Source organism: Polyangiaceae bacterium, assembly GCA_020633205.1.
In the GTDB taxonomy this organism is placed as follows: Bacteria; Myxococcota_A; Polyangia; order Polyangiales; family Polyangiaceae; genus JAHBVY01.
Genome location: JACKEB010000011.1, coordinates 230526 through 249451, shown reverse-complemented (window position 1 = coordinate 249451; position 18926 = coordinate 230526). Strand labels below are relative to the sequence as shown.

The following is an 18926-nucleotide window of genomic DNA, read 5'->3' as shown; positions in this document are numbered from 1 at the left end:
GCTCGTCGAGGTGTCCCTCTCAATCACCAAGCTCTCCGGTTCGGACGGTGCGCGCGACTCCTCCATGGCCTAGACGTTTGGCCTTTCCCCTCGCAACAGGGCGGCGACTGTTGGCCATGTCGCCGGGTACATTACCTCATCCGGTGCGGCTGATGAGGGGCGAGTAGCAGGGCGCTGCCGCGAGGCCCGAAGCAGGAAGTAGGGCTTCCGAAGTTCTTTAGCGAGCTGAAGCTCGATGTGCTGCCCCTTCGCTTGATGGGTTTGAACCCCGCATAGAATAGCAACGTAATCGGACGCGGCGATGAGCTTCCGCGCTTCTGCGACCCATGGCTCGCTCAACCTTTCCTTGATCGAGTGATCAACAAAGTCGAACGGGCACTTCGGATCCTTGGATTGAGCTACCAAGCCCTCCTTGACCGACCGATCGTGATCGTAGTCGAAACTGATAAACACCTTGGAACGTGTCATGGGGCCTCAACCTTAATCATCCGCGTGGTACCGGATGTCACGAGCTGCGCGGAATAGCGCTTCTCGACCTTGTACATGCCGACAGCGGTACCGACGGCCGCTCCCCCGAGCGCGCCAAGCACTCCGCTCTTGGGATCCCCCGAAAGAAACCAAGCCATCCCGCCGAAGATGGTACCGAACACCAGAGCATGGTTGGCAACCACTCTGGTGTCTTTCGTGCCCCAGGTCAGTTGCACCCCATGAGCTGCGAGTTCTTGCTGCAACCTGCGAAACGCCCCGATCGAGCAACCGACGAACACGAAGCTCATCAAAGCGGCCCCAGCGGCAAGCGCGCCCACCAGTCGCCGCCGGTCGGCCACCTCCGCAATGTCGAAGAGCCGAGTATCCAACGGATACTCCCCGCGGATAGCCCGTCCGACAGCGTCAACACGCCAGCCCACATGTCGGTAGACATGCCCATCGAGTACGGCTGGCACCGGAAGATGGAAGTCTTGGTGTGGTTGCACGACGACAATGCGCTTGTCCATCTCGACGGCTCGAATCATCTCGTAAGTAGACGTCTCACGGACGTGCAGCCCTGGGGCGTTTACCACGACCACGGCGGTGGAAAATCGGAGTCGATTGTCAATCCCCTGGAGCACCTCAGCCCTCGAACCAGGAAGAGCGCGCTCCGGCAGCACAGTGTAGTGCGCGAGGGCGGGGTCAGCCTCGCGTAGGAGGGACTCGAGACGACGGGCGCGGGGCGCGTCGGTGTATGGATGGATGGCGAACACGTTGGCACGTCGTTTCACTTGCTTGCTCCGATCATCAAGACGCAGCCAGAGCCGGCTCTAAGGCAAACGCCCAGGGACGATGTTTTAGTCGCGACCGATGGCAACGTGTGGGGCTGCAGCCGACCGTTAGCACGCGCGGACTCCCAAGACGTGTCGCAGCTGTGTCAGAAAAGGCCACACGCGGTGCACGTTCTCGCAAGACTCCGACAACTCGAATTTATGCCAGAGGTCGATCACCTCTTGCTCGCTGCCGTTCGGACGCCGACCACCGCCGCCGCGTCCAGCACAGCACGGCATAGCGAGGTAAACGTTCAAGTGCGGGTTCTTCAGGGTGATCGACACGCACGTCTCGAGCCCATCGCGCTTCCGCGCGTTGATGGTCTGCTGAACCCACTGCGCATCTGCGTCTTCTAGCGCGCGCTCCGCGCCTCCGATGTTGATCCGATAGTCACAGCTCATCGCCTGCCTCCTTCTGTTGGGTGACGACGGAAGTAGTGATGCGCTTGAATTCGCACGAGACAACAGCAGCCCATTCACTAAGTCCATGATGGACTCGCTGGTCCATGATGGACTCAGGACATGGCGAAGAAGACGAGAACTGAGCCGCAACGAGAGGGGACACTCCGTCTGCTCGCGCAGCTGATGAAGGGGCGGACGCATACGGCCACTTCAGCTGCGAAAGAACTCACGATGAACCGCGAGGGAGCGCTGCGCGTGCTCAAGGCACTGCACAAGCACGTGCCCGGCATCCAAAAGAACGACTCCAGCCAGCCCCATGTCTTCAGCTTCTCCACGAAGGAGATCCACGGCCCCTCGGCGCTCGGAGAGCACGCGTCATTTGCCGCAGGGATATCAGCCACTTTCGGAGCTGCTTTCGCAAGACTGCTTCGCGGCACCAGCTACCATTCGGAGTTCATCAAGCTACGCGACACCGTCGTCGCTCGTTTGCGAACCACCTGGCAGCCTCACTTTGAGGACCTGGGTCGGAAGTTCATCATCCGGTCCGGGGGAGAGGAGAACCTCGATGACCGCTCTGGGCTGCTCGACGACATCATCGAGGCCGTCCTCAAGAACCAGACGGTCCTGATTGACTACACGCGGTTCGACGGAAGTCAGAAGCAACTGCGGGTCTCGCCGTACTCCTTGGTCGTGTACGACGGCCGCCTCTACGTCATTGGGCTCCGGCACAATGACGAGCGGCCCCTTCGCTCGTACAGGTTCGCGCGCATCGCCAACGTCGAGAGGACCGACGAGACCTTCGCGTACCCCAGCGCCAACGAATACAACCCCGATGCACTCCTCCGGGAGAGCATCGGCATCTTCATGGGTGGCGAGGAACCCGTGCGGGTCCGTCTGCTCCTCGCAGAGCCTTGGGCGATCTACGCGCATCACCATCGTTGGCATGAATCGCAGACCGTTCGCGAACTCCCCGACGGGCGTGTTGAGGTGTCTCTTCGCGTGCGCCCCTGTCCGGAACTCGAACAATGGGTGCTGAGCTTCGGGGAGAATGCAGAAGTGATCGACCCTCCCGACCTTCGTGAGGTGATCGCGAGGCGCCTTCGAGCCGCCGCGGCGCACTATGAATCCGCCGGAGAAGGCTAGGCAGGGTACACCACGCACGGAGGACGAACGACCCGCCCGTTGTACCGGAAGAACTGCTCTTTCTCATCCCAATCAGGCGGCAACTTGAGTAAGTGTCGGTGCTCGTTCGCGGTCACCACCGCGGCGATACACAGACGTGCCAGAACTTCGTGAATCGTGTCGACATGACAGTCGCCGCCCAGGATCTTGCGACTCAGGTACGCCTTCGGGACGACGTGTTCATGTTGAAGTCCTTTTCCCCATGCGCTCTGGCGCTTCCGCGAACCCCTACGGTTCTTTCCGTGCAGGTCCCACGCGGCCTGAGTGTGATGGAGGTATCGTAAATCGTGCTTAATGGCGTCACGAACAACGTGGCCGTCGGGATGAATTGCGTCCGCGGTCCAGTACCAAAAGATGCCGTCCAACCGGTTCTTCGCTAGTTCCCGCATGGAATCCCCAAGGTTCGCTAGATTCGCATAGTTGGACGCCCACTTCGCCAGCTCGCGCTTCTCGCGCTCCCCCAGCGGTTTCCAATCCACGTTCTTCCGCTTGCTCATCGGTCGCACCTCCGTCGCTTATCAACCCCCGATGGTCGCACTCGATCGTTCGCCTCACAACGATGGAACAACTGCGAGTGGCGACCGCGCGCCAAACAACAGAACGACGGTGGCGGGTCACGCAGTGCCATGCGGTCGCGACGACCAAGGCATGACATGACTGGGATCATTTCGGCAGTCCATCGATTGAGCCGACGCGAGGAGTGTGGATGGCCGCGAAGTCCGAGACCCGAAGGGTTCTTGAGCTGATGTCGATGGATGACCTCAGGGAGCCATCGACCACTACGACCCCTGACGGGTCCACGGCCACTACGAGACCGCGGCACCACTGGCTTTCAACTGGATTGTCGAGCGTTGACTCGCGATCCTGGCTGAGGTTCCTTGTGGATTCCGCGGGGCGTCGAACGCACGGTGCCCGTCGATTCCAATAGGGGGAGCCATGACCGACATCGATCTAGATGAACTGCACCGGACGGTGCTCGAGGCGTGCAAGCAAGTGACGGCCAGCAACCACTTCGCTCACCACATGTCCAAGGCCTCGATCGAACCTTGGTTCGCTTTTGAGCTGGCCGCTGCGCTAGACGGCAAGCTCGGTCGCGTAGCGTTAGTTGAGCGAGGTGGTACCCAAGGGGCGAATCCCCTCGGCAACATTGACGTTCTGCTCGTGGATCCTCGGCAGGCCAGGCATGAGCGTCGGCTCGGAGCTCCTCCACCACCCTGGGATGGAACAGCGATCGCCATAGAGCTGAAGGCCGCCCACCTTCGCGACAGCGAAAAAGGATATCGCAACGCTCTCGTGAGCGATCTCCTGGAGAAACCTGGCAAGGCGCTGCTCGCAGACAGGCCGTGCGCGGCATGGCTCGGGGTTCTCATCACGACGGACGGTGGCTGGGGACCTAGCGTGCCCGGGGGCGATTTTCTTCAACGCCAGAAACTGAAGCACGACAAGGCCCTCCCGCTCGCTCCCGGTCTAGTGGTCGTCCACACGTCCCAACGCGAACTTGCCTACCGCGAATGGAAGGGAAGCGTTTGGGTTGACCTAGTCCGCAAGACTTGATCCGCCCAAGGCTAGACCCTTGAGGATATTATCCCCACGGCAATTAAGCGCGTTCTTACCAGGTCTTGGGGTTTGGGGGAGAGGAGCCACGGGACGATCTACAGACGGTTTGCAAGCCGACGCTCGCAGATCACGTCGCGTCTTGAACCATGTACCCGAGCCGGCGTCGGCGATATAGTCGGCCCCCTTTGGCCCTCACCCCCTGACCCTTCTAAGCAATGTCCACGAATACATCCCAGCTCGCCGCCTACATCTGGACCCTCGCCGATCTGCTGCGCGGCGACTTCAAGCAGTCCCAATATGGGCGCGTCATCCTGCCCTTCACGATCCTTCGGCGCCTGGAGTGCGTTCTGGAGAAGAACAAGAGCAAGGTCCTCGCGGAAGCTGAGCGCCGCGCCGATTTGCCGGCCGAGGCGAAGGAGAAGTTCCTGCTCAAGGCCGCTGGGGAGTCCTTCTTCAACACGTCGCCGATGGATCTGTCCAAGCTGGGCACCACGGACATCAAGAGCAACCTGACCAACTACGTTCAGAGCTTCAGTCGGGATGCTCGGGAAATCTTCGAGCACTTCCGCTTCGACGAGTTCGTGCAGAAGCTCGACGAGTCCAATCTGCTGTTCAAGATCGTGCAGAAGGTCGTCAGCATGGATCTGCACCCGTCGTCGGTCAGCAACCATGAGATGGGGCTCGTCTTCGAGGAGCTGATCCGGCGCTTCGCTGAAGGCAGCAACGAGACGGCTGGTGAGCACTTCACTCCGCGAGACATCGTGCGGCTGACCACCTCACTGGTGTTCATGGAGGACGATGAAGCGCTGCGCGATCCCGGCATCATCCGCACCATCTACGACCCCACAGCAGGCACCGGCGGCTTTCTGTCCAGCGGCATGGAGTACGTGCATGAGCTCAACCCTAAGGCGGTGATGCGCGCCTTCGGTCAGGAGCTGAACGCCGAGAGCTACGCAATCTGCAAAGGCGACATGCTGATCAAGGGCCAGGATGTGAGTCGCATCAAGCTCGGTAACACTCTAAGCGACGACCAGCTGTACGCCGATAAGTTCGATTACATGCTCTCCAATCCTCCTTTTGGCGTGGACTGGAAGAAGATTGATAAGCAGGTGATCGAAGAGCACACGGTCAAGGGCTTCGACGGCCGCTTTGGCCCTGGGCTTCCCCGCGTGAGCGACGGCTCGCTGCTCTTCCTGATGCATCTGCTCAGTAAGATGCGCGACTACGACGCCAACGACTCCGCGCGGAATGGGAGCCGTATCGGCATCATCCTCAACGGCTCACCGCTCTTCACCGGCGGCGCCGGCAGCGGCGAGAGCGAGATCCGCCGGCACATCCTGGAGAGCGACCTGCTTGAGGCCATCGTCGCTCTACCCACGGACATGTTCTACAACACCGGCATCTCCACCTACGTTTGGGTGCTGTCGAACAAGAAGAGCCCCGAGCGCAAGGGCAAGGTCCAGCTCATCAACGCGGTGCATCTCTACCAAAAGATGCGCAAATCTCTCGGTTCCAAGCGCCAAGAGATCGGTGAAGAAGACATCGCTCTGATCACCAAGACCTTCGGGGAGTTCGAGGCGGTGGAGAGCTACAGCCTCGACAAGGAGCCTGACGAGAAGAGCACTCGCGGCCGCCCCTCCAGCAAGAAGGCCGAGAAGAAGACCTTCGGCTGCAAAATCTTTGCGAGCCATGAGTTTGGCTACCGCCGCATCACGATCGAGCGCCCACTGCGCCTGAGCGTTCAGTTCACCGGCGAGCGCCTGGAGAGCCTACGCTTCGACAACGGAAAGCTCGGCCCGGCGATGCAACGGCTCTACGAGGAGTTTGCGGGGGTTTGGGGGGAGAGGGTTGAGGCGGGGAGCTCTGGCAGCCGATCGGGTAGGAAGGGCGACGCCTACGGTGATTTCTCTGCGGCAATTGCCGAGGCGCGCCAACTGCTCAAGGCGGAATTCGGCGACCTGAAGGAGAAGCAGGTCAAAGACGTGCTGAACCAGGAGACTTGGCTCGCACAGCTGCGACTGCTGGAGAAGGGCCGCGCGCTGGCCAAAGTGATCGGTGAGGCGCAGCACAACGACTTCAACACATTTGAGAGTGTATTGAGCAAGGCGGAAAAGACCGCGAAGCTGGCTGATGGAAGCTCTGCCAAGCTCGACCCCAAGGAGAAGAAACAGCTGCTAGACGCGGTGAGCTGGAGCAACCCGGAGGCGGAGCCCGTGATCAACAAGCCGCTCAAAGGCAAAGCCGACCCGATGTACGGAGCCTTTGAGTACAAGGGCAAGGTCGTCTCCTTCAAGCCCGACAGCAGCCTGCGAGACAACGAAGACGTGCCCCTCACCGCGGAAACGGCGCGCGGAGCCAACGTGAACGAGACGAACGAGGCGTACTTCCAGCGCGAAGTCGCGCCCCACGTGAAAGACGCTTGGATCGACAAGAGCAAGACCGACGCCCGGGACGGCGAAGTCGGAGTGGTTGGCTATGAGATCCCGTTCAACCGCCACTTCTACCAGTACGAACCGCCGCGCGATCTGGCGGAGATTGACGCGGACCTGGATGTGCTGAGTCAGGAGATCATGCAGATGTTGCGAGAGGTGCACTCGTGACCGCGGCGCATCTTCCCCCCTATCCGAATCTGGCAGCCATCGGCGTGCCGTGGCTTGACCGCGCGCCATCGCATTGGAAACCGGTGCCAATGCGATACCTGGCATTGGGGACAGGCACGCTGTTTCTTGATGGCGACTGGATCGAAAGCAAAGATCTCGCGGAGACGGGTATCCGGTACATCACCACCGGAAACGTCGGAGAAGGAGTGTACAAAGAACAAGGCTCAGGATTCATCACGGAGGCCAAGTTCGAGGAGCTTCAATGCACCGAGGTTCTGCCTGGCGACATGCTTGTCTCAAGACTCAACCGCCCAATTGGCCGAGCCTGCGTGGTACCGGAACTGGGATGCCGGATTGTGACTTCGGTCGACAATGTGATCCTGCGAGCGTCGCCCCAGTATGACCGATCGTACCTGGTCTACTTGTTTTCCTCTCAAGACTACTTTCGGCACACGGACAACCTGGCCCGTGGAGCGACAATGCAACGGATAAGTCGAGGACAGCTGGGGAGCGTTCGGGTAGTGGCTCCGCCCCTCGAAGAACAAACCCAAATCGCCAGGTTCCTCGACTACGAGACCGCGCGGATTGATGCGCTGATCGAGAAGCAGCAGCAGCTCATCGAGTTGCTCAAGGAGAAGCGCCAGGCGGTGATCAGCCACGCGGTCACCAAGGGCCTAGACCCCAAAGCACCCATGCGCGATTCTGGGATCGAGTGGCTGGGGCAGGTCCCGGCTCATTGGACAGTGAAGAAATTGCGATACTTCGCAACCATCCTCAGAGGAAAGTTCACCCACCGACCGCGCAACGATCCCGCCTTCTACGACGGTCGCTTCCCTTTCGTACAGACTGGCGACATCACCGGAGCGTCAAAATATATCACGACCTACAAGCAGACCCTGAACGACAGGGGAGCGTCAGTGAGCAAGGAGTTTCCGCGTGGTACATTGGTAATGGCTATCGCTGCGAACATTGGCGATGTCGCTATCCTGGATTTTTCAGCCTATTTCCCAGACAGCGTTGTCGGCCTTCTACCAAACGCCACAAGCGACGTGATGTTCCTATACTACATGATGCACGCCATGAAGCAGCCGATGCTCCAGCGGGCAACCATCAGCACCCAGCTGAACCTCAACGTCGACCAGATTGGATGGCTCACCTCCGCGTGCCCGCCAATTGATGAACAGCGTCGGATCGCGGCGTACTTGGATGACCTCCTTTCCAGAATTTCCCAGCTTGAGATTAGAATCGCAGATCAGCTCGAACTCCTCCAAGAGCGCCGGACCGCGCTGATCTCCGCTGCTGTCACCGGCAAGATCGACGTACGCAACTGGAAGGCCCCTAAGGCCCAACAAGAGGTCGCATGACTGCTAGCTCTGCCGAAGCCGCGTTCCAACAAGACATCATCCAGGAGATGCTGGAAGGCGGCTGGGTGCAGGGCCACGCCAACGGGTACGAGCGCAAGTCTGCGCTGTACACCGAGGATTGCTTGGCGTTCGTGAAGCAGTCCCAGCCCCAGACCTGGCAAAAGTACCAGCAGCTGTACCCCGCGGATCCAGAAGCGGCGTTCTTGAGCAAGCTGGCGAGCCAGCTTGGCAAGGTCGACCCCAACGCCTCAGACAAACACCTGCGCTTGTACGGCACTCTCGGAGTGCTGCGCCACGGCCTGAGGGACAAGGGCTGCCACTTCAAGCTGTGTCAGTTCAAGCCGGACCATGGCTTGAACCCAGACACCTTGGCCATGTACCAGACCAACATCCTGCGTGTGGCGCCCGAGCTCACCTATAGCCCGTACGCCACCGCGCAGCACCTAGCTGCCTCGGGGAAACAAGCCAAGGCCTGGCGCATTGACCTGGTGCTGTTCGTCAACGGGATCCCCGTTGCGACCCTGGAGCTGAAGAGCGAGTTCAAGCAAGACGTCGACCGCGCCATCAAGCAATACAAGAAGACACGGCTCCCCAAGGACCCAGTAACCAACCAGCCAGAGCCGCTACTTACCTTCAAGCGCGGCGCCTTAGTTCACTTCGCCGTCAGTCAGTACGAGGCGTGGATGACCACCCGCCTCGACGGGGACAACACCCGGTTTGTCCCCTTCAATCGGGGCACTTCAGAACAGGGCGCGGGCAACGACACGCCGGAAGACGAGACGCGCTACGCCACCGACTACCTGTGGCGCGACGTGCTCTCCACGGACAACCTTCTAAACATCATCGGTCGTTTTATCCACTTGGAAATCAAGACCGTCGAGGCGTGGGACGGCAAGAAGACGAAGGAAGAGAAGCTGATCTTCCCTCGGTACCACCAGTGGGATCTGGTGACCAAGCTCCTGGCAGCCAGCCGCAGCGAGGGCCCCGGCCACAAGTACCTGGTCCAGCACAGCGCGGGATCCGGCAAGAGCAATTCCATCGCGTGGACTGCCCACCAACTCTCGTCGCTCTACACAGACGATGGCCAGAAGGTGTTCCACTCGGTGATCGTCATCACCGATCGCACCGTCCTAGACTCCCAGCTGCAAGACACCATCTACCAGTTTGAGCACCAAGACGGCGTGGTCGGTCGCATCAACCAAAACGAGGGGCAGGGCAGCAAGAGCGAGAAACTCGCCAGCGCCCTCGAAAACAGCACGCCAATCGTCATTGTCACCATTCAGACGTTCCCGTTCGTGCTGCAAGCCATTGAGGACAGCGTCAGTTTGAAAGAGCGTTGCTACGCGATCATCGCGGACGAAGCTCACTCGTCCCAAACCGGCCGCACCGCCAACGAGCTGAAGGCGGTGCTGAGCAAGGGAACTACTGACGGCGAAGCTGAAGAGCTGAGCGCTGAAGATCTCCTAGCGGCCAGCGTCGCTTCACGCCGTGCGACTCAGAACCTCAGCTACTACGCCTTCACCGCAACGCCCAAACCGAAGACGTTGGAGCTGTTCGGTCGCCCCCCTCACCCCCTCGAGCCCCCCTCTAAAAAGAACAAGCCAGAGCCGTTTCATATCTATTCCATGCGGCAAGCGATTGAAGAGGGATACATCCTCGACGTGCTGCGGAACTACACCAGCTACAAGGTCGCGTGGCAGCTGGCGCAACAAGCCACCAAGCCCGACACCGAGGTGGACGCGCGACGGGCCAAGTCCAAGCTCGGCCAGTGGGTGAAGCTGCACGACTACAACATCGCGCAGAAGGTCCAGGTGATCATCGAGCACTTCCGCGAACACGTCTCCGGGCTGCTCGGCGGCAAGGGCAAGGCGATGATCGTCACCGGTAGCCGCAAAGAGGCGGTGCGCTACAAGCTGGGCGTCGACAAGTACATCGCCCAGCAGGGCTACAAGGGGCTGACCGCCATGGTGGCCTTCTCGGGTGAGGTGGAGTTCTCCCCACAAGACCCCAACACCGAAGGGCTGCTCGGCGAGAAGTTCAGCGAGACGCGCATGAACCCCGGCCTCAAGGGCCGCGACATGCGCAAGGCCTTCGACACCGACGACTACGCGGTGATGATCGTGGCGCAGAAGTTCCAAACCGGCTTCGACCAGCCCAAGCTGTGCGCGATGTATGTGGATAAGCCGCTAGGCGGAGTCGAATGCGTGCAGACGCTGTCACGCCTCAACCGCATTCATCCCGGCAAAGCGGAGACCTACGTTCTGGACTTCGTCAATGACCCTGAAAAGGTACTTGAGGCCTTTCAAGAGTATTACCAGACGGCAACGCTGCTGGACGTGAGCGACCCGGATCACATCTGGGAGCTGGAGGAGAAGCTCAAGCAAGCGGGCCTATTCCAGATGAGCGAGGTGACGCACTTCTCCGAGATCTTCTACCTGAAGAGCAAGAGTCAGGCGGCGCTGAGCAACGTGGTGAAGCCCGCGGTGGAGCGCTGGGAGAATCGCTACAAGGAGGCGCAACAGGAGGCACACAAAGCTCGTGACCTCTTCGAGCGCACCAAGAAGACCGGGGACGCGGTGCTCATCGCCAACGCCGAGGGCGAGCTCAAAGAAGCCCGCAAGGAGCTGGATTTCCTCGGTGGCTTCAAAGCCGACTTGCGCACCTTCACTCGCTACTACGAGTTCATGAGCCAGATCGTGGACTACGCCAGCACCGACCTAGAGAAGCTCAGCCTGTACGCGCGGCACCTCTATCCATTGTTGCGTGAGAGCAGCGTCGCCGACGACCCCATCGATCTGTCATCGGTGGAGCTCTCCCACTACCGCCTGAGCAAGCTGCGGCAGCAAGACTTGCTCCTCGTTCGCGACAGCCAGCAAGGCCTGAGCCCCGCCTCAGCGGTGGGCACCCGCAAGGCTCGCGACAAGAAGGAGGAGTTCCTCTCCCAAATCATCGCTCGCCTCAACGAGACCTTCGTCACCGACGGCCTCACCGAAAACGATCTGCTGAACTACGCCTACACCGTCCGCGACAAGCTCAGCGAAAACCAGTCGGTGATGATGCAGATTCAGAACAACGCCCCGGAACAAGCAATGCTCGGCGACTTCGCCAGCGCCCTCGACGACGCCGTAATGGAATCCAGCGAAGCTCATCAGAACCAGATGAACCAGGTGCTCGCCAACAAAGAAGTGGCGGCAGGGTTCGGCCGCATCGTGTTCGACATGCTGGTCGCGCAGATGAAGGCGAGCCAAAAGGATGCTGTCCCGGAGAGTGGTCGGGGCTAGCTGAAACTCGCCGGCCGGCTGCTTCTCTCGCCTTTAGGGTGGTGCTAGTCTTCCAGGATGACGAGCGCCAGCAAGTTCTTGGAAGCCGTTCGCAAAGGCCGCCCAGGCGGGAATGATGGCCCCGAGTCTGAGGCTGATTATTGGACTCGCCAGCAAGAACAGTGGGTTGCCGATCTTAGAGCACTCCGAGAGTCTATTCGCGGTTGGCTGGAGCCCCTGACTACGGAGAGAGCAGTCAGGCTTCAGAACATCGATTTCTCGACCACTGAGCCAAACCTCGGGCAGTACATGGCGCCGGGACTCGCCATCGAGATTCTGAGTGACCCGCCCAAGCGGGTTGAACTGCGACCACGAGGGATGGGGATTGTCGGTTTCGTCGAGCCTGACGGAACACGGATTGTCGGAGCGAGCGGCCGTATCGATCTTGAGTGCGAGTTCCGACGTGAAACTGTCCTGCGCTTTCGGGAAGAAGGCGGCACGCGGTGGTGCTGGTTCGCAGGTGGTAAGAAGGTCGAAGTCGACGAGGCGAGCTTCTTCGATCTCTTGGGTCGCGTCACGAACATCCACTCAGAGTCATGACGCCCGACGAGGCGCACGAGCTGTACCTCAGAGAGATCGCGGTTTTGGAGGCAGAGGGCCAGAGCGCTAACGCCACCCGAGACGCCAATAATCTGTTCTTCGGATATCCCTACGATGACTACATCGCAGCGCTCCGCGCTGTTCGAGATGAGGTCGAGGAACGAGCCTACCTAGCGATCGTTGCCGCGACGGAAGGCGTGCTGCAGCAAGACTTCCGTGCGCGGACCCGCATGAAGGCGAGGGTGCCGTTGAGCAAGACCGCGAGAACTCTGCTGAGGAACCGCGAGAAGGACGGGCGACGAGTTGAGCTCGAAGACATCCTGGATGCGTGGGCCCGCGAGGTGCTCGGACTGAAGGCGGTGATCGGCGAGTTCAAACAGCTAATGACCCATCGTCACTGGCTGGCCCATGGTCGCTACTTCGTCGACAAGTGCGGCGTGCCAACCGGTCCTGACTTCGCGTACGCTCGAGCGTGTACGCTGCTCGACCAGCTTCGTAATGTCGACCCCGCGTTTCCACTCCGCTTACCCTCAATGACCTAGCTGATGTCCCATCACAGGCAACCAGCGAGGCTCACCCGCGCGTTCCGCGCTTCGGCTCGCAGGGGCTCGCCCAAGTCTCTGAGCGGCCGAACGTCGCACGGTCGCCGCACACGCCAGTCGCACCTGCGCAACTGCGGCGTCCCCCGCTGCGCAGGTTCCGAGCCGAAGGCGAAGGCCACTCCAGCACCTGCCTCACACCGCAAGACACCACAACGCGGAGGAGGAGAGATTCACTAGCGGCTTCGCCGCTTCGGCTCGCAGGGGCTCGCCGAACGTGGCCGTCCGTTGACTCGTCCAGCGCGCTGGACTCGTCCACTCCCGGTCGAACTCCCGCGGACCGGCAATCTCTCCTCCGAAGGCAACCTCAGCACGCGCTTCGCGCGAGCTGAGGTTGGCGGAGGAGGAGAGATTCGAACTCCCGGTAGCTTTCACTACGGCGGTTTTCAAAACCGCTGCCTTCGACCACTCGGCCACTCCTCCGGTCTCGACGGATCGAGGTCACGTGGTTTGGACCAGAGGCGTGCTTCAGTCAAGATTTGCGCTCAAAGGGCGGGGATTTCGGCTGAATTTGGGCTCTTTTGGGTCCTGGCACCGCAGCTCTCAGGGCTTTTCAGGGGGCTGCGGGGGGGTGGGGTGGGCGCACGGGAGGCACCTGGTTGTCCTCACCCCCAAACCCGGATTTTGGGGCATATATCCTTGGGGATACGCGCGAGGTGCAACCTGGCGATCCGCGGGCAGAACCTAGGCATCGCTCGTATCCGCGCTGAATGGCTTGCGAAGCTGCAGGCACGCCGCTAGTCTCCTCCTCGGCGTGAGAACCACGCCGCTCTATGACCTACTGAACCACCGCTTCGTATCGCTCGCCGTCGACGCCGCTGTTTTGTGAAAGCGGTCTCAACGTGCGCAATTCCGTGTGGTTTTTTCGGAGGTCGTATGCCTGCGTTTCTGTTCTCTTTGTTGAACGGCTTGATTCTGCCGTTTTGGTTGTTGCTCATCGTGGCGCCGCGCTGGCGCTTCACCCAGCGCATCGTGCATGGCGCTGCGGTGTTCTTGGTGCTCGGCGTCGTCTACGGCGTGTGTCTGTTCAAGAATGGGCTCGTGCCGCTCACGGATCTCGAGAGCGGCATGCGGGCGTTTCAAGAGCCGTGGTTGTTCCTGGCGGGCTGGACTCACTACCTGTCTTTCGACTTGATGGTGGGGGCTTGGGTGAGTCGCGATGCCCTGCGCCACGGGGTCAGCCATTGGTTCGTCGTCCCGAGCTTGCTCTTGACGCTGAACCTCGGGCCCCTTGGGTTGTTGCTGTATTTGGCGGTTCGCCTGGTGGTGAAGAAGCGTTGGTCACTGGCTGAGGCTTGACGCAGGCCGTTTCTGCTTGGAACGGGACCCATCGTCGGCGCATCGTTGCCGGCGATGGGACGCTATTGGTGGGTCGCAAGCGTGGCCGTGTTGGCGCTGGGGTGTTCGCCTCGGGCAAAGCCAATTCAAGATGTGCCTGATTTGCTGCCCGATGCGGCGCCTCCAGCTTCAGCCTCGAGCAGCGATCCCGGCAGCCAGAAGCCGGCTGAAGAGTCACCGGCGGTGGCGGAGATCGAGCGCGCCGCCAAGGCGCTGGAGAATTGCCGCCCGGAACCGGTGGGTGCGTACGAGAACTGCACCGAGTGGGAAGAGTGGAGTCGGCGCCGCAGCGACTGGTTCGATGGCAAGGACCGCGATGAGCTCTTGATTGGCTTGCTCGCGTCAGAGCACGCGGCCGTTCGGTATGCCGCAGCGGATGCGTTGAGCCTGTGCACGCGCTTTCAGACGGACAAGGCGCTCGCGAGCAAGCTGTTGACGGCGATTGAGAAGGAGCAAGACGCGCAGGTGGGTCCCGCGCTGGTGCGCGCGCTGCAGGTGCTCGACTTCGCCAGCGTCGGGCTCTTGGATCGCGCCCATGGCATCGTGAAGGCGCACCCGAACAAGGCGCTCCACCTCGCGGTGGTGCAAGAGGCCGGGCTCATCCCGGAGACGGCGGCCATCCTGCTTGGGATGTATGACTCGGCGGACGTCGAGCTGAAGCGCGCCATCGTCCAAGGTGTTTTCCTCGGGGAAGAGAAGAGCGCCTGCGCCGTCTACGCCAAGGCGCTCAAGAGCGGGGACAACGACATGGCGGACGATGCCGTGGCAGCCATCGCGACCACGAATCGTTGTCAGGACTTGCTGACGCCTGCTCTGGCTTGGCTAGGCAAGCTGAAGGAGCCACCCGCGGACTCCAACGTGGGCGAGAACATCGGCAACCTTTGCGCCTGGCCGGGCAACCCGCGTCAACACGCGCAGCTCCTGGCTCAGGCCAAGCGCCTGGCGATGAGAGGGCGCCCGGAGATCCGTAGCGGCGCGCTCAAGTCGGTGATGCGCTGCGACGCGAAGCTCGGCCCCGGGTTCGTGCGGGCCTTCACCAAAGACAAGGACCCGAAGGTCGCCGAAGCCGCACGGAAACTCTTGGCGGAGCCGCCGGGCCAAGCACACATGGATGTACTCTGATGCACTCGCGCAGTTTGTTAGCAGCCCTGTTTCCGCTCGTCGTTGCGTGCGGGGGCCAGTCCCCAGCTCAATCCCCACCGCCCACAACGGCAAAGCAGCCCGCAACAGCGACCCCGGAGGCGCCAGTCGAACCCGTGAACCTGGAAGATCCAAGGCTCGTCCAGCTGCGGGCGCTAGCCGACGAGCTCGCGCTCTGCACGGAGCCGAGCGACTCTCGGGAGTCCTGCCCCCGCTGGGAGGAGTTTCTGGCGTTCGACTGGGCCGCTCCAGATGCTCCAGTCTTGTACCTCTTCGCCTTGGTCGGCTCCCCGAATCCAGTCCAACGGCAGGTCGCGGCTTATGCAGTGACTCAAGCCAAGGCGCTGAAGCGGTACCCAGAGCTCGCGACCAGGGTGCTCGACGTCATGGAGAAGGAAACCGACGACATGGTGGCCGCGGCGTTCGCGCCACTGATCGATGAGCTACTCGCCAACCCGAAAAACCGCGAGCGCCTCTACGCCCTCATCGAGCACCACACGAATCCGGGTGTGCGCTCCGTGCTCGTCGACGCTCTGCAATACGACTCCAAGGCGGGTCCGCTGCTGTTGCGCATGTTCGATGCGGCCGAGCCGGAGGTCCAAGAATCCATCGTGCGCGCCGCCACGTTCGCCGCACCCGAAGTTCGCTGTGGAGTCTACGAGAAGGCGTTCGCCACCCGAAGCTCGGGACCTGGTGAGTCGGCGTTAATCAATCTGGTCAGCGTTGAGGATCACTGTCCCAAGCAGTGGGACGCCGCCATCGCCTGGCTCGAGACCAGCGAGCTCTCCAAAACGACACCGCATTTCCCGGACGAAGATGAGGATATGGACGAGGCCATGTCCCCCGAAGGGTTCTCCGCAACGAATTCGATTGGTGACTTCTGCGGGCTGAAGGTCAGCGCTGCCCAACGCGCTCGCCTGCTCATGCAAGCCAAGCGCTTCAGCAAACCGGAAGGTCCTCCGGAGCTGCGCGTGAACGCACTCAAGTCCGTCCTGCTGTGCGATCCCAAAGCCGGGCGCGCGTTCGTGAAACTGTTCACTGGGGACTCCGACGACAAGGTTGCCGAAGCCGCACGGAAATTACTTGGCGTGCCACCTCAAGCCAGCGCGAAGAGCACCCAGCCGTAAAGCGCCTGCTTGATGAGCGGCTGATTCGATCTGACAATGCACGGGGAGACGGGTACCAGCGTGAGGTTCGTGAGCGGGTTGGTTGGACTGATTGGGCTGCTGACTGCGTGTGGGTCAACCCCAGCCCCCCACAGCACGCAACGTGGCCCAATGGCAAAGGAGCGTCCAAGCGCTGTCGCACCCGAACCCGTTGCGGCGCCGGACGACCCTCGACTCAAGGAGTTCAGGAGCGCAGCCGAGAAGCTCGGTGCGTGCAAGCATCCGGCGGAGTATCGAAACAAGTGCCCCGGAGCGAAGGAGATCTGGGCCATCGATTGGGCTGCGGAGGGCGCGCCGATCGCCGAGCTCGTCCAGCTGCTCCGCGCTCCGGCTCCCGCCCAGCGCCAGGCCGCGATCACCACCCTCTATCGGTCACCACACGCAATCGCGAGCGAAGCCATCGCCGCCGCAGTCGTGGACGCAAGCGTAAGCGAGAGCGACCCCGAGGTTCGACACAGGCTCACTCAGTTCATCGCAAAAGTGGCGCTACGATATCCGGAGCTACGGCGGCGAGCCTACGATTTGGTGAAGCGTCACCCCGAACTTGCTTTCCGCGAGGATTTGATTGATTCCCTGACCAACGACGCTGGGGTTAGGCCGCTTCTCCTGCGACTCTACGACCAATCCGACGGTTCGATACAAGGCGCGATCGTTCGCGCACTGCGCTTTGCGGAACCGAAACAGCGTTGCACCATCTACGCAAAGGCCATCGCGGGTAAGCCGCGGCTACCTGCGGAGCTCGCATTCGATGGCCTGGCAGCGGACCTGGACGACAGCTGCTCATCGAGCTGGGACGCAGCGATCGACTGGCTGGCTTCCGTGGAGCCGCCCAGCGAGGAAGAAGACGAGGAGGACATTGAGGAGTTCACTCTCTCAGAGTCGATAGGGGACTTCTGTCGCCGCAAGCTCAGTTCAGGTCAACGCGCGCGCTTGCTCAAACAAGCGAAGCGATTCAGCCAGGGCAAGGCGGCAAGCGACGTGCGAGCAGAGGCGCTGGCGAGCGTGCTGATCTGTGACCCCAAAGGGGGGCCCGCCTTCGTGCGCAAGTTCACGAACGATCCGGACGAAGGCACCGCAATCTCCGCACGCCAACTCCTAGAGCGGGGCGCGGCCAAGCAGTGAAACGCATGCCTCACCGGTTGCCAACTTCAGGAGCGACCAGCCACTCCGAGGAAACTCCTGGCAGGGCCGCCAGGCCAAGCGCACTTGGACGTGTTGTGATTTCGCGCTCTGCGTTCTCCGCCGCTCGGTCGCTGTTGATTTGCGGGGCCCTGTTCATCTCAACTGGCTTGGGCGCTTGCGGCGCCACCCCTCGGCCCACGGAACCCAAAGCGCTGAGTGTCTCCGAGGTCGATTCGGACGCGGAGGCTGCGCCGCAACCGCTGCACGAAGATCCGCTGCTGGTCCGGCAAATCAACGGCCTCAAAGTGCAGCTCGCGAGCTGCAAGCTGGTGGAAAAGAAGGGGCCTAGCTGCGATGCGTGGAAGGCCTGGCAGGAGCTCGACTGGAGAGAGCTCGAATCCGCGCGCGCGACGCTGTTCAGTCTGCTTGCGTCGACCGACGACGCCGTGCGCTTCGCGGCCGTCTACGCGTTGGCGTCGGACAAGGCGAGCATCACGGACGCCACGGAAGCGAACCAGTTGATCGCGGCGCTGGCAGAAGAACACAACGAGGCGGTGCGCGTGCCCATCGCGAAGTTGGTTGGTCAAATCGACTTCACGCAGAACTCAAAGGCCGGGACGCTTCTGCTGGACCTGATGGACCACGCCCCCGATTCGGATACGCGAACCGAAATGTCCATTCTTGCGCGCAAGGTTCCCGGTGTCGTAGCCCGGGTGCTGCGACGGTTCGAGGCGGCAGCGTACGCAGAACGCCTGTCGATCGTCGTGATGAGCATGTACATCACCGTCGAGGACAACTGCCCGATCTATGACCGCGCCCTCGCGGATGACCAGGTCGCGGAGGCTGCGCTTGGGATCCTCGCCATCGGCTTTTGCAAACCGCTCTGGGACAAAGCGATTGCTTGGATCCCTACGGCAAAGATCGACCCGTTCAACAGCAACGTAGCCACGTCCATCAAGATGCTCTGCAGTCAGCCGGTCAGCGACGCGCAGCGCGCGCTCCTACTGGCGCAAGCCAAACGCCTCACGAAACACAAGAGTTCAGCGAGCCTCCGCGTGGACGCGCTGCACGCTGTCCTGGCGTGCGATCCGGAGAACGGCCGCAGCTTCGTCCGCGGCTTCACCTCCGACCCAGATACCAGCGTCGCCGTCCCAGCACGTGAGCTCTCGCAGCCCCCAGAGCAGGAATAGCGCCCGTGAGCAACGCTTGCACGACGGGGAAGTCGCTGTTCGGCTGACCTCACCCCCAAAAACCGGGGCAATTCATGGGTTTCCGTGACTTTCTGCGGCGCTTGCGTT

At 61.4% G+C, this 18926-nt stretch carries 16 protein-coding genes and 1 tRNA gene; 12 read left to right on the top strand and 5 right to left on the bottom strand.

Annotated elements, in window-relative coordinates:
- Positions 1-69 precede the first annotated feature (69 nt).
- The 3 genes from H6718_07735 to H6718_07725 form a co-directional block, all read right to left on the bottom strand.
- On the bottom strand, positions 70-468 hold the full coding sequence (locus tag H6718_07735) for a hypothetical protein (protein MCB9585272.1): 399 nt from the start codon (positions 466-468) through the stop codon (positions 70-72).
- Positions 465-1259, bottom strand: a complete 795-nt coding sequence (locus H6718_07730) for a hypothetical protein (GenBank protein ID MCB9585271.1) — start codon at positions 1257-1259, stop codon at positions 465-467. Before H6718_07730 ends, H6718_07735 begins: the two co-directional genes overlap by 4 nt.
- A 108-nt stretch (positions 1260-1367) precedes the next feature.
- Positions 1368-1700 (bottom strand): hypothetical protein, encoded by a 333-nt coding sequence (locus H6718_07725; protein MCB9585270.1) that lies wholly within the window; start codon positions 1698-1700, stop codon positions 1368-1370.
- Positions 1701-1820: 120 nt separating this feature from the next.
- Here H6718_07725 and H6718_07720 point away from each other — a divergent pair, with 120 nt between their 5' ends.
- Complete coding sequence (locus H6718_07720) at positions 1821-2843, top strand: WYL domain-containing protein (protein ID MCB9585269.1); 1023 nt, start codon at positions 1821-1823, stop codon at positions 2841-2843.
- Here H6718_07720 and H6718_07715 read toward each other — a convergent pair.
- Complete coding sequence (locus H6718_07715; protein ID MCB9585268.1) at positions 2840-3379, bottom strand: hypothetical protein; 540 nt, start codon at positions 3377-3379, stop codon at positions 2840-2842. The genes H6718_07720 and H6718_07715 overlap by 4 nt on opposite strands.
- A 439-nt stretch (positions 3380-3818) precedes the next feature.
- Between H6718_07715 and H6718_07710 the strand changes: the two genes are divergently transcribed.
- The 6 genes from H6718_07710 (at position 3819) to H6718_07685 (ending at position 12805) form a co-directional block, all read left to right on the top strand.
- Entirely contained in the window at positions 3819-4436 is a 618-nt protein-coding gene (locus H6718_07710; GenBank protein ID MCB9585267.1) for a hypothetical protein, read from the top strand.
- Positions 4437-4654: 218 nt separating this feature from the next.
- Positions 4655-7039 (top strand): SAM-dependent DNA methyltransferase, encoded by a 2385-nt coding sequence (locus tag H6718_07705; GenBank protein MCB9585266.1) that lies wholly within the window; start codon positions 4655-4657, stop codon positions 7037-7039.
- An 89-nt stretch (positions 7040-7128) separates the two neighbouring features.
- Entirely contained in the window at positions 7129-8403 is a 1275-nt protein-coding gene (locus H6718_07700) for a restriction endonuclease subunit S (protein ID MCB9585265.1), read from the top strand.
- Positions 8400-11684, top strand: a complete 3285-nt coding sequence (locus H6718_07695; GenBank protein MCB9585264.1) for a type I restriction endonuclease subunit R — start codon at positions 8400-8402, stop codon at positions 11682-11684. The genes H6718_07700 and H6718_07695 overlap by 4 nt, the downstream gene beginning before the upstream one ends.
- 57 nt (positions 11685-11741) lie before the next feature.
- On the top strand, positions 11742-12263 hold the full coding sequence (locus tag H6718_07690) for a hypothetical protein (protein MCB9585263.1): 522 nt from the start codon (positions 11742-11744) through the stop codon (positions 12261-12263).
- Positions 12260-12805, top strand: a complete 546-nt coding sequence (locus H6718_07685; GenBank protein MCB9585262.1) for a hypothetical protein — start codon at positions 12260-12262, stop codon at positions 12803-12805. Before H6718_07690 ends, H6718_07685 begins: the two co-directional genes overlap by 4 nt.
- A gap of 392 nt (positions 12806-13197) precedes the next feature.
- Here the strand turns inward: H6718_07685 and H6718_07680 are convergent.
- Positions 13198-13285 (bottom strand) — tRNA-Ser (locus tag H6718_07680).
- 453 nt (positions 13286-13738) lie between these two features.
- On the opposite strand from H6718_07680, the gene H6718_07675 reads away from it, so the two are divergent.
- The 5 genes from H6718_07675 to H6718_07655 all read left to right on the top strand — a co-directional run bounded on the left by H6718_07675 (position 13739) and on the right by H6718_07655 (position 18818).
- Positions 13739-14161 (top strand): DUF4281 domain-containing protein, encoded by a 423-nt coding sequence (locus tag H6718_07675; GenBank protein MCB9585261.1) that lies wholly within the window; start codon positions 13739-13741, stop codon positions 14159-14161.
- 54 nt (positions 14162-14215) lie between these two features.
- Positions 14216-15322 carry a hypothetical protein gene (locus H6718_07670; protein ID MCB9585260.1) on the top strand — a complete coding sequence of 369 codons (1107 nt, stop codon included), beginning with the start codon at positions 14216-14218 and terminating at the stop codon, positions 15320-15322.
- The gene (locus H6718_07665; GenBank protein MCB9585259.1) at positions 15322-16467 is read left to right on the top strand and encodes a hypothetical protein; all 1146 of its coding nucleotides are present in this window, start codon (positions 15322-15324) and stop codon (positions 16465-16467) included. Before H6718_07670 ends, H6718_07665 begins: the two co-directional genes overlap by 1 nt.
- A 150-nt stretch (positions 16468-16617) precedes the next feature.
- Positions 16618-17628 (top strand): hypothetical protein, encoded by a 1011-nt coding sequence (locus H6718_07660; GenBank protein MCB9585258.1) that lies wholly within the window; start codon positions 16618-16620, stop codon positions 17626-17628.
- Positions 17629-17723: 95 nt separating this feature from the next.
- Complete coding sequence (locus H6718_07655; protein MCB9585257.1) at positions 17724-18818, top strand: HEAT repeat domain-containing protein; 1095 nt, start codon at positions 17724-17726, stop codon at positions 18816-18818.
- Positions 18819-18926 lie beyond the last annotated feature (108 nt).

Coding starts and splice junctions, on each gene's coding strand:
- H6718_07670 (MCB9585260.1), top strand. CDS start 14,216: ATGGGACGCTATTGGTGGGTCGCAAGCGTGGCCGTGTTGGCGCTGGGG.
- H6718_07735 (MCB9585272.1), bottom strand. CDS start 468: ATGACACGTTCCAAGGTGTTTATCAGTTTCGACTACGATCACGATCGG.
- H6718_07685 (MCB9585262.1), top strand. CDS start 12,260: ATGACGCCCGACGAGGCGCACGAGCTGTACCTCAGAGAGATCGCGGTT.
- H6718_07695 (MCB9585264.1), top strand. CDS start 8,400: ATGACTGCTAGCTCTGCCGAAGCCGCGTTCCAACAAGACATCATCCAG.
- H6718_07690 (MCB9585263.1), top strand. CDS start 11,742: ATGACGAGCGCCAGCAAGTTCTTGGAAGCCGTTCGCAAAGGCCGCCCA.
- H6718_07660 (MCB9585258.1), top strand. CDS start 16,618: ATGGCAAAGGAGCGTCCAAGCGCTGTCGCACCCGAACCCGTTGCGGCG.
- H6718_07705 (MCB9585266.1), top strand. CDS start 4,655: ATGTCCACGAATACATCCCAGCTCGCCGCCTACATCTGGACCCTCGCC.
- H6718_07675 (MCB9585261.1), top strand. CDS start 13,739: ATGCCTGCGTTTCTGTTCTCTTTGTTGAACGGCTTGATTCTGCCGTTT.
- H6718_07700 (MCB9585265.1), top strand. CDS start 7,129: ATGCGATACCTGGCATTGGGGACAGGCACGCTGTTTCTTGATGGCGAC.
- H6718_07665 (MCB9585259.1), top strand. CDS start 15,322: ATGCACTCGCGCAGTTTGTTAGCAGCCCTGTTTCCGCTCGTCGTTGCG.
- H6718_07710 (MCB9585267.1), top strand. CDS start 3,819: ATGACCGACATCGATCTAGATGAACTGCACCGGACGGTGCTCGAGGCG.
- H6718_07715 (MCB9585268.1), bottom strand. CDS start 3,379: ATGAGCAAGCGGAAGAACGTGGATTGGAAACCGCTGGGGGAGCGCGAG.
- H6718_07725 (MCB9585270.1), bottom strand. CDS start 1,700: ATGAGCTGTGACTATCGGATCAACATCGGAGGCGCGGAGCGCGCGCTA.
- H6718_07720 (MCB9585269.1), top strand. CDS start 1,821: ATGGCGAAGAAGACGAGAACTGAGCCGCAACGAGAGGGGACACTCCGT.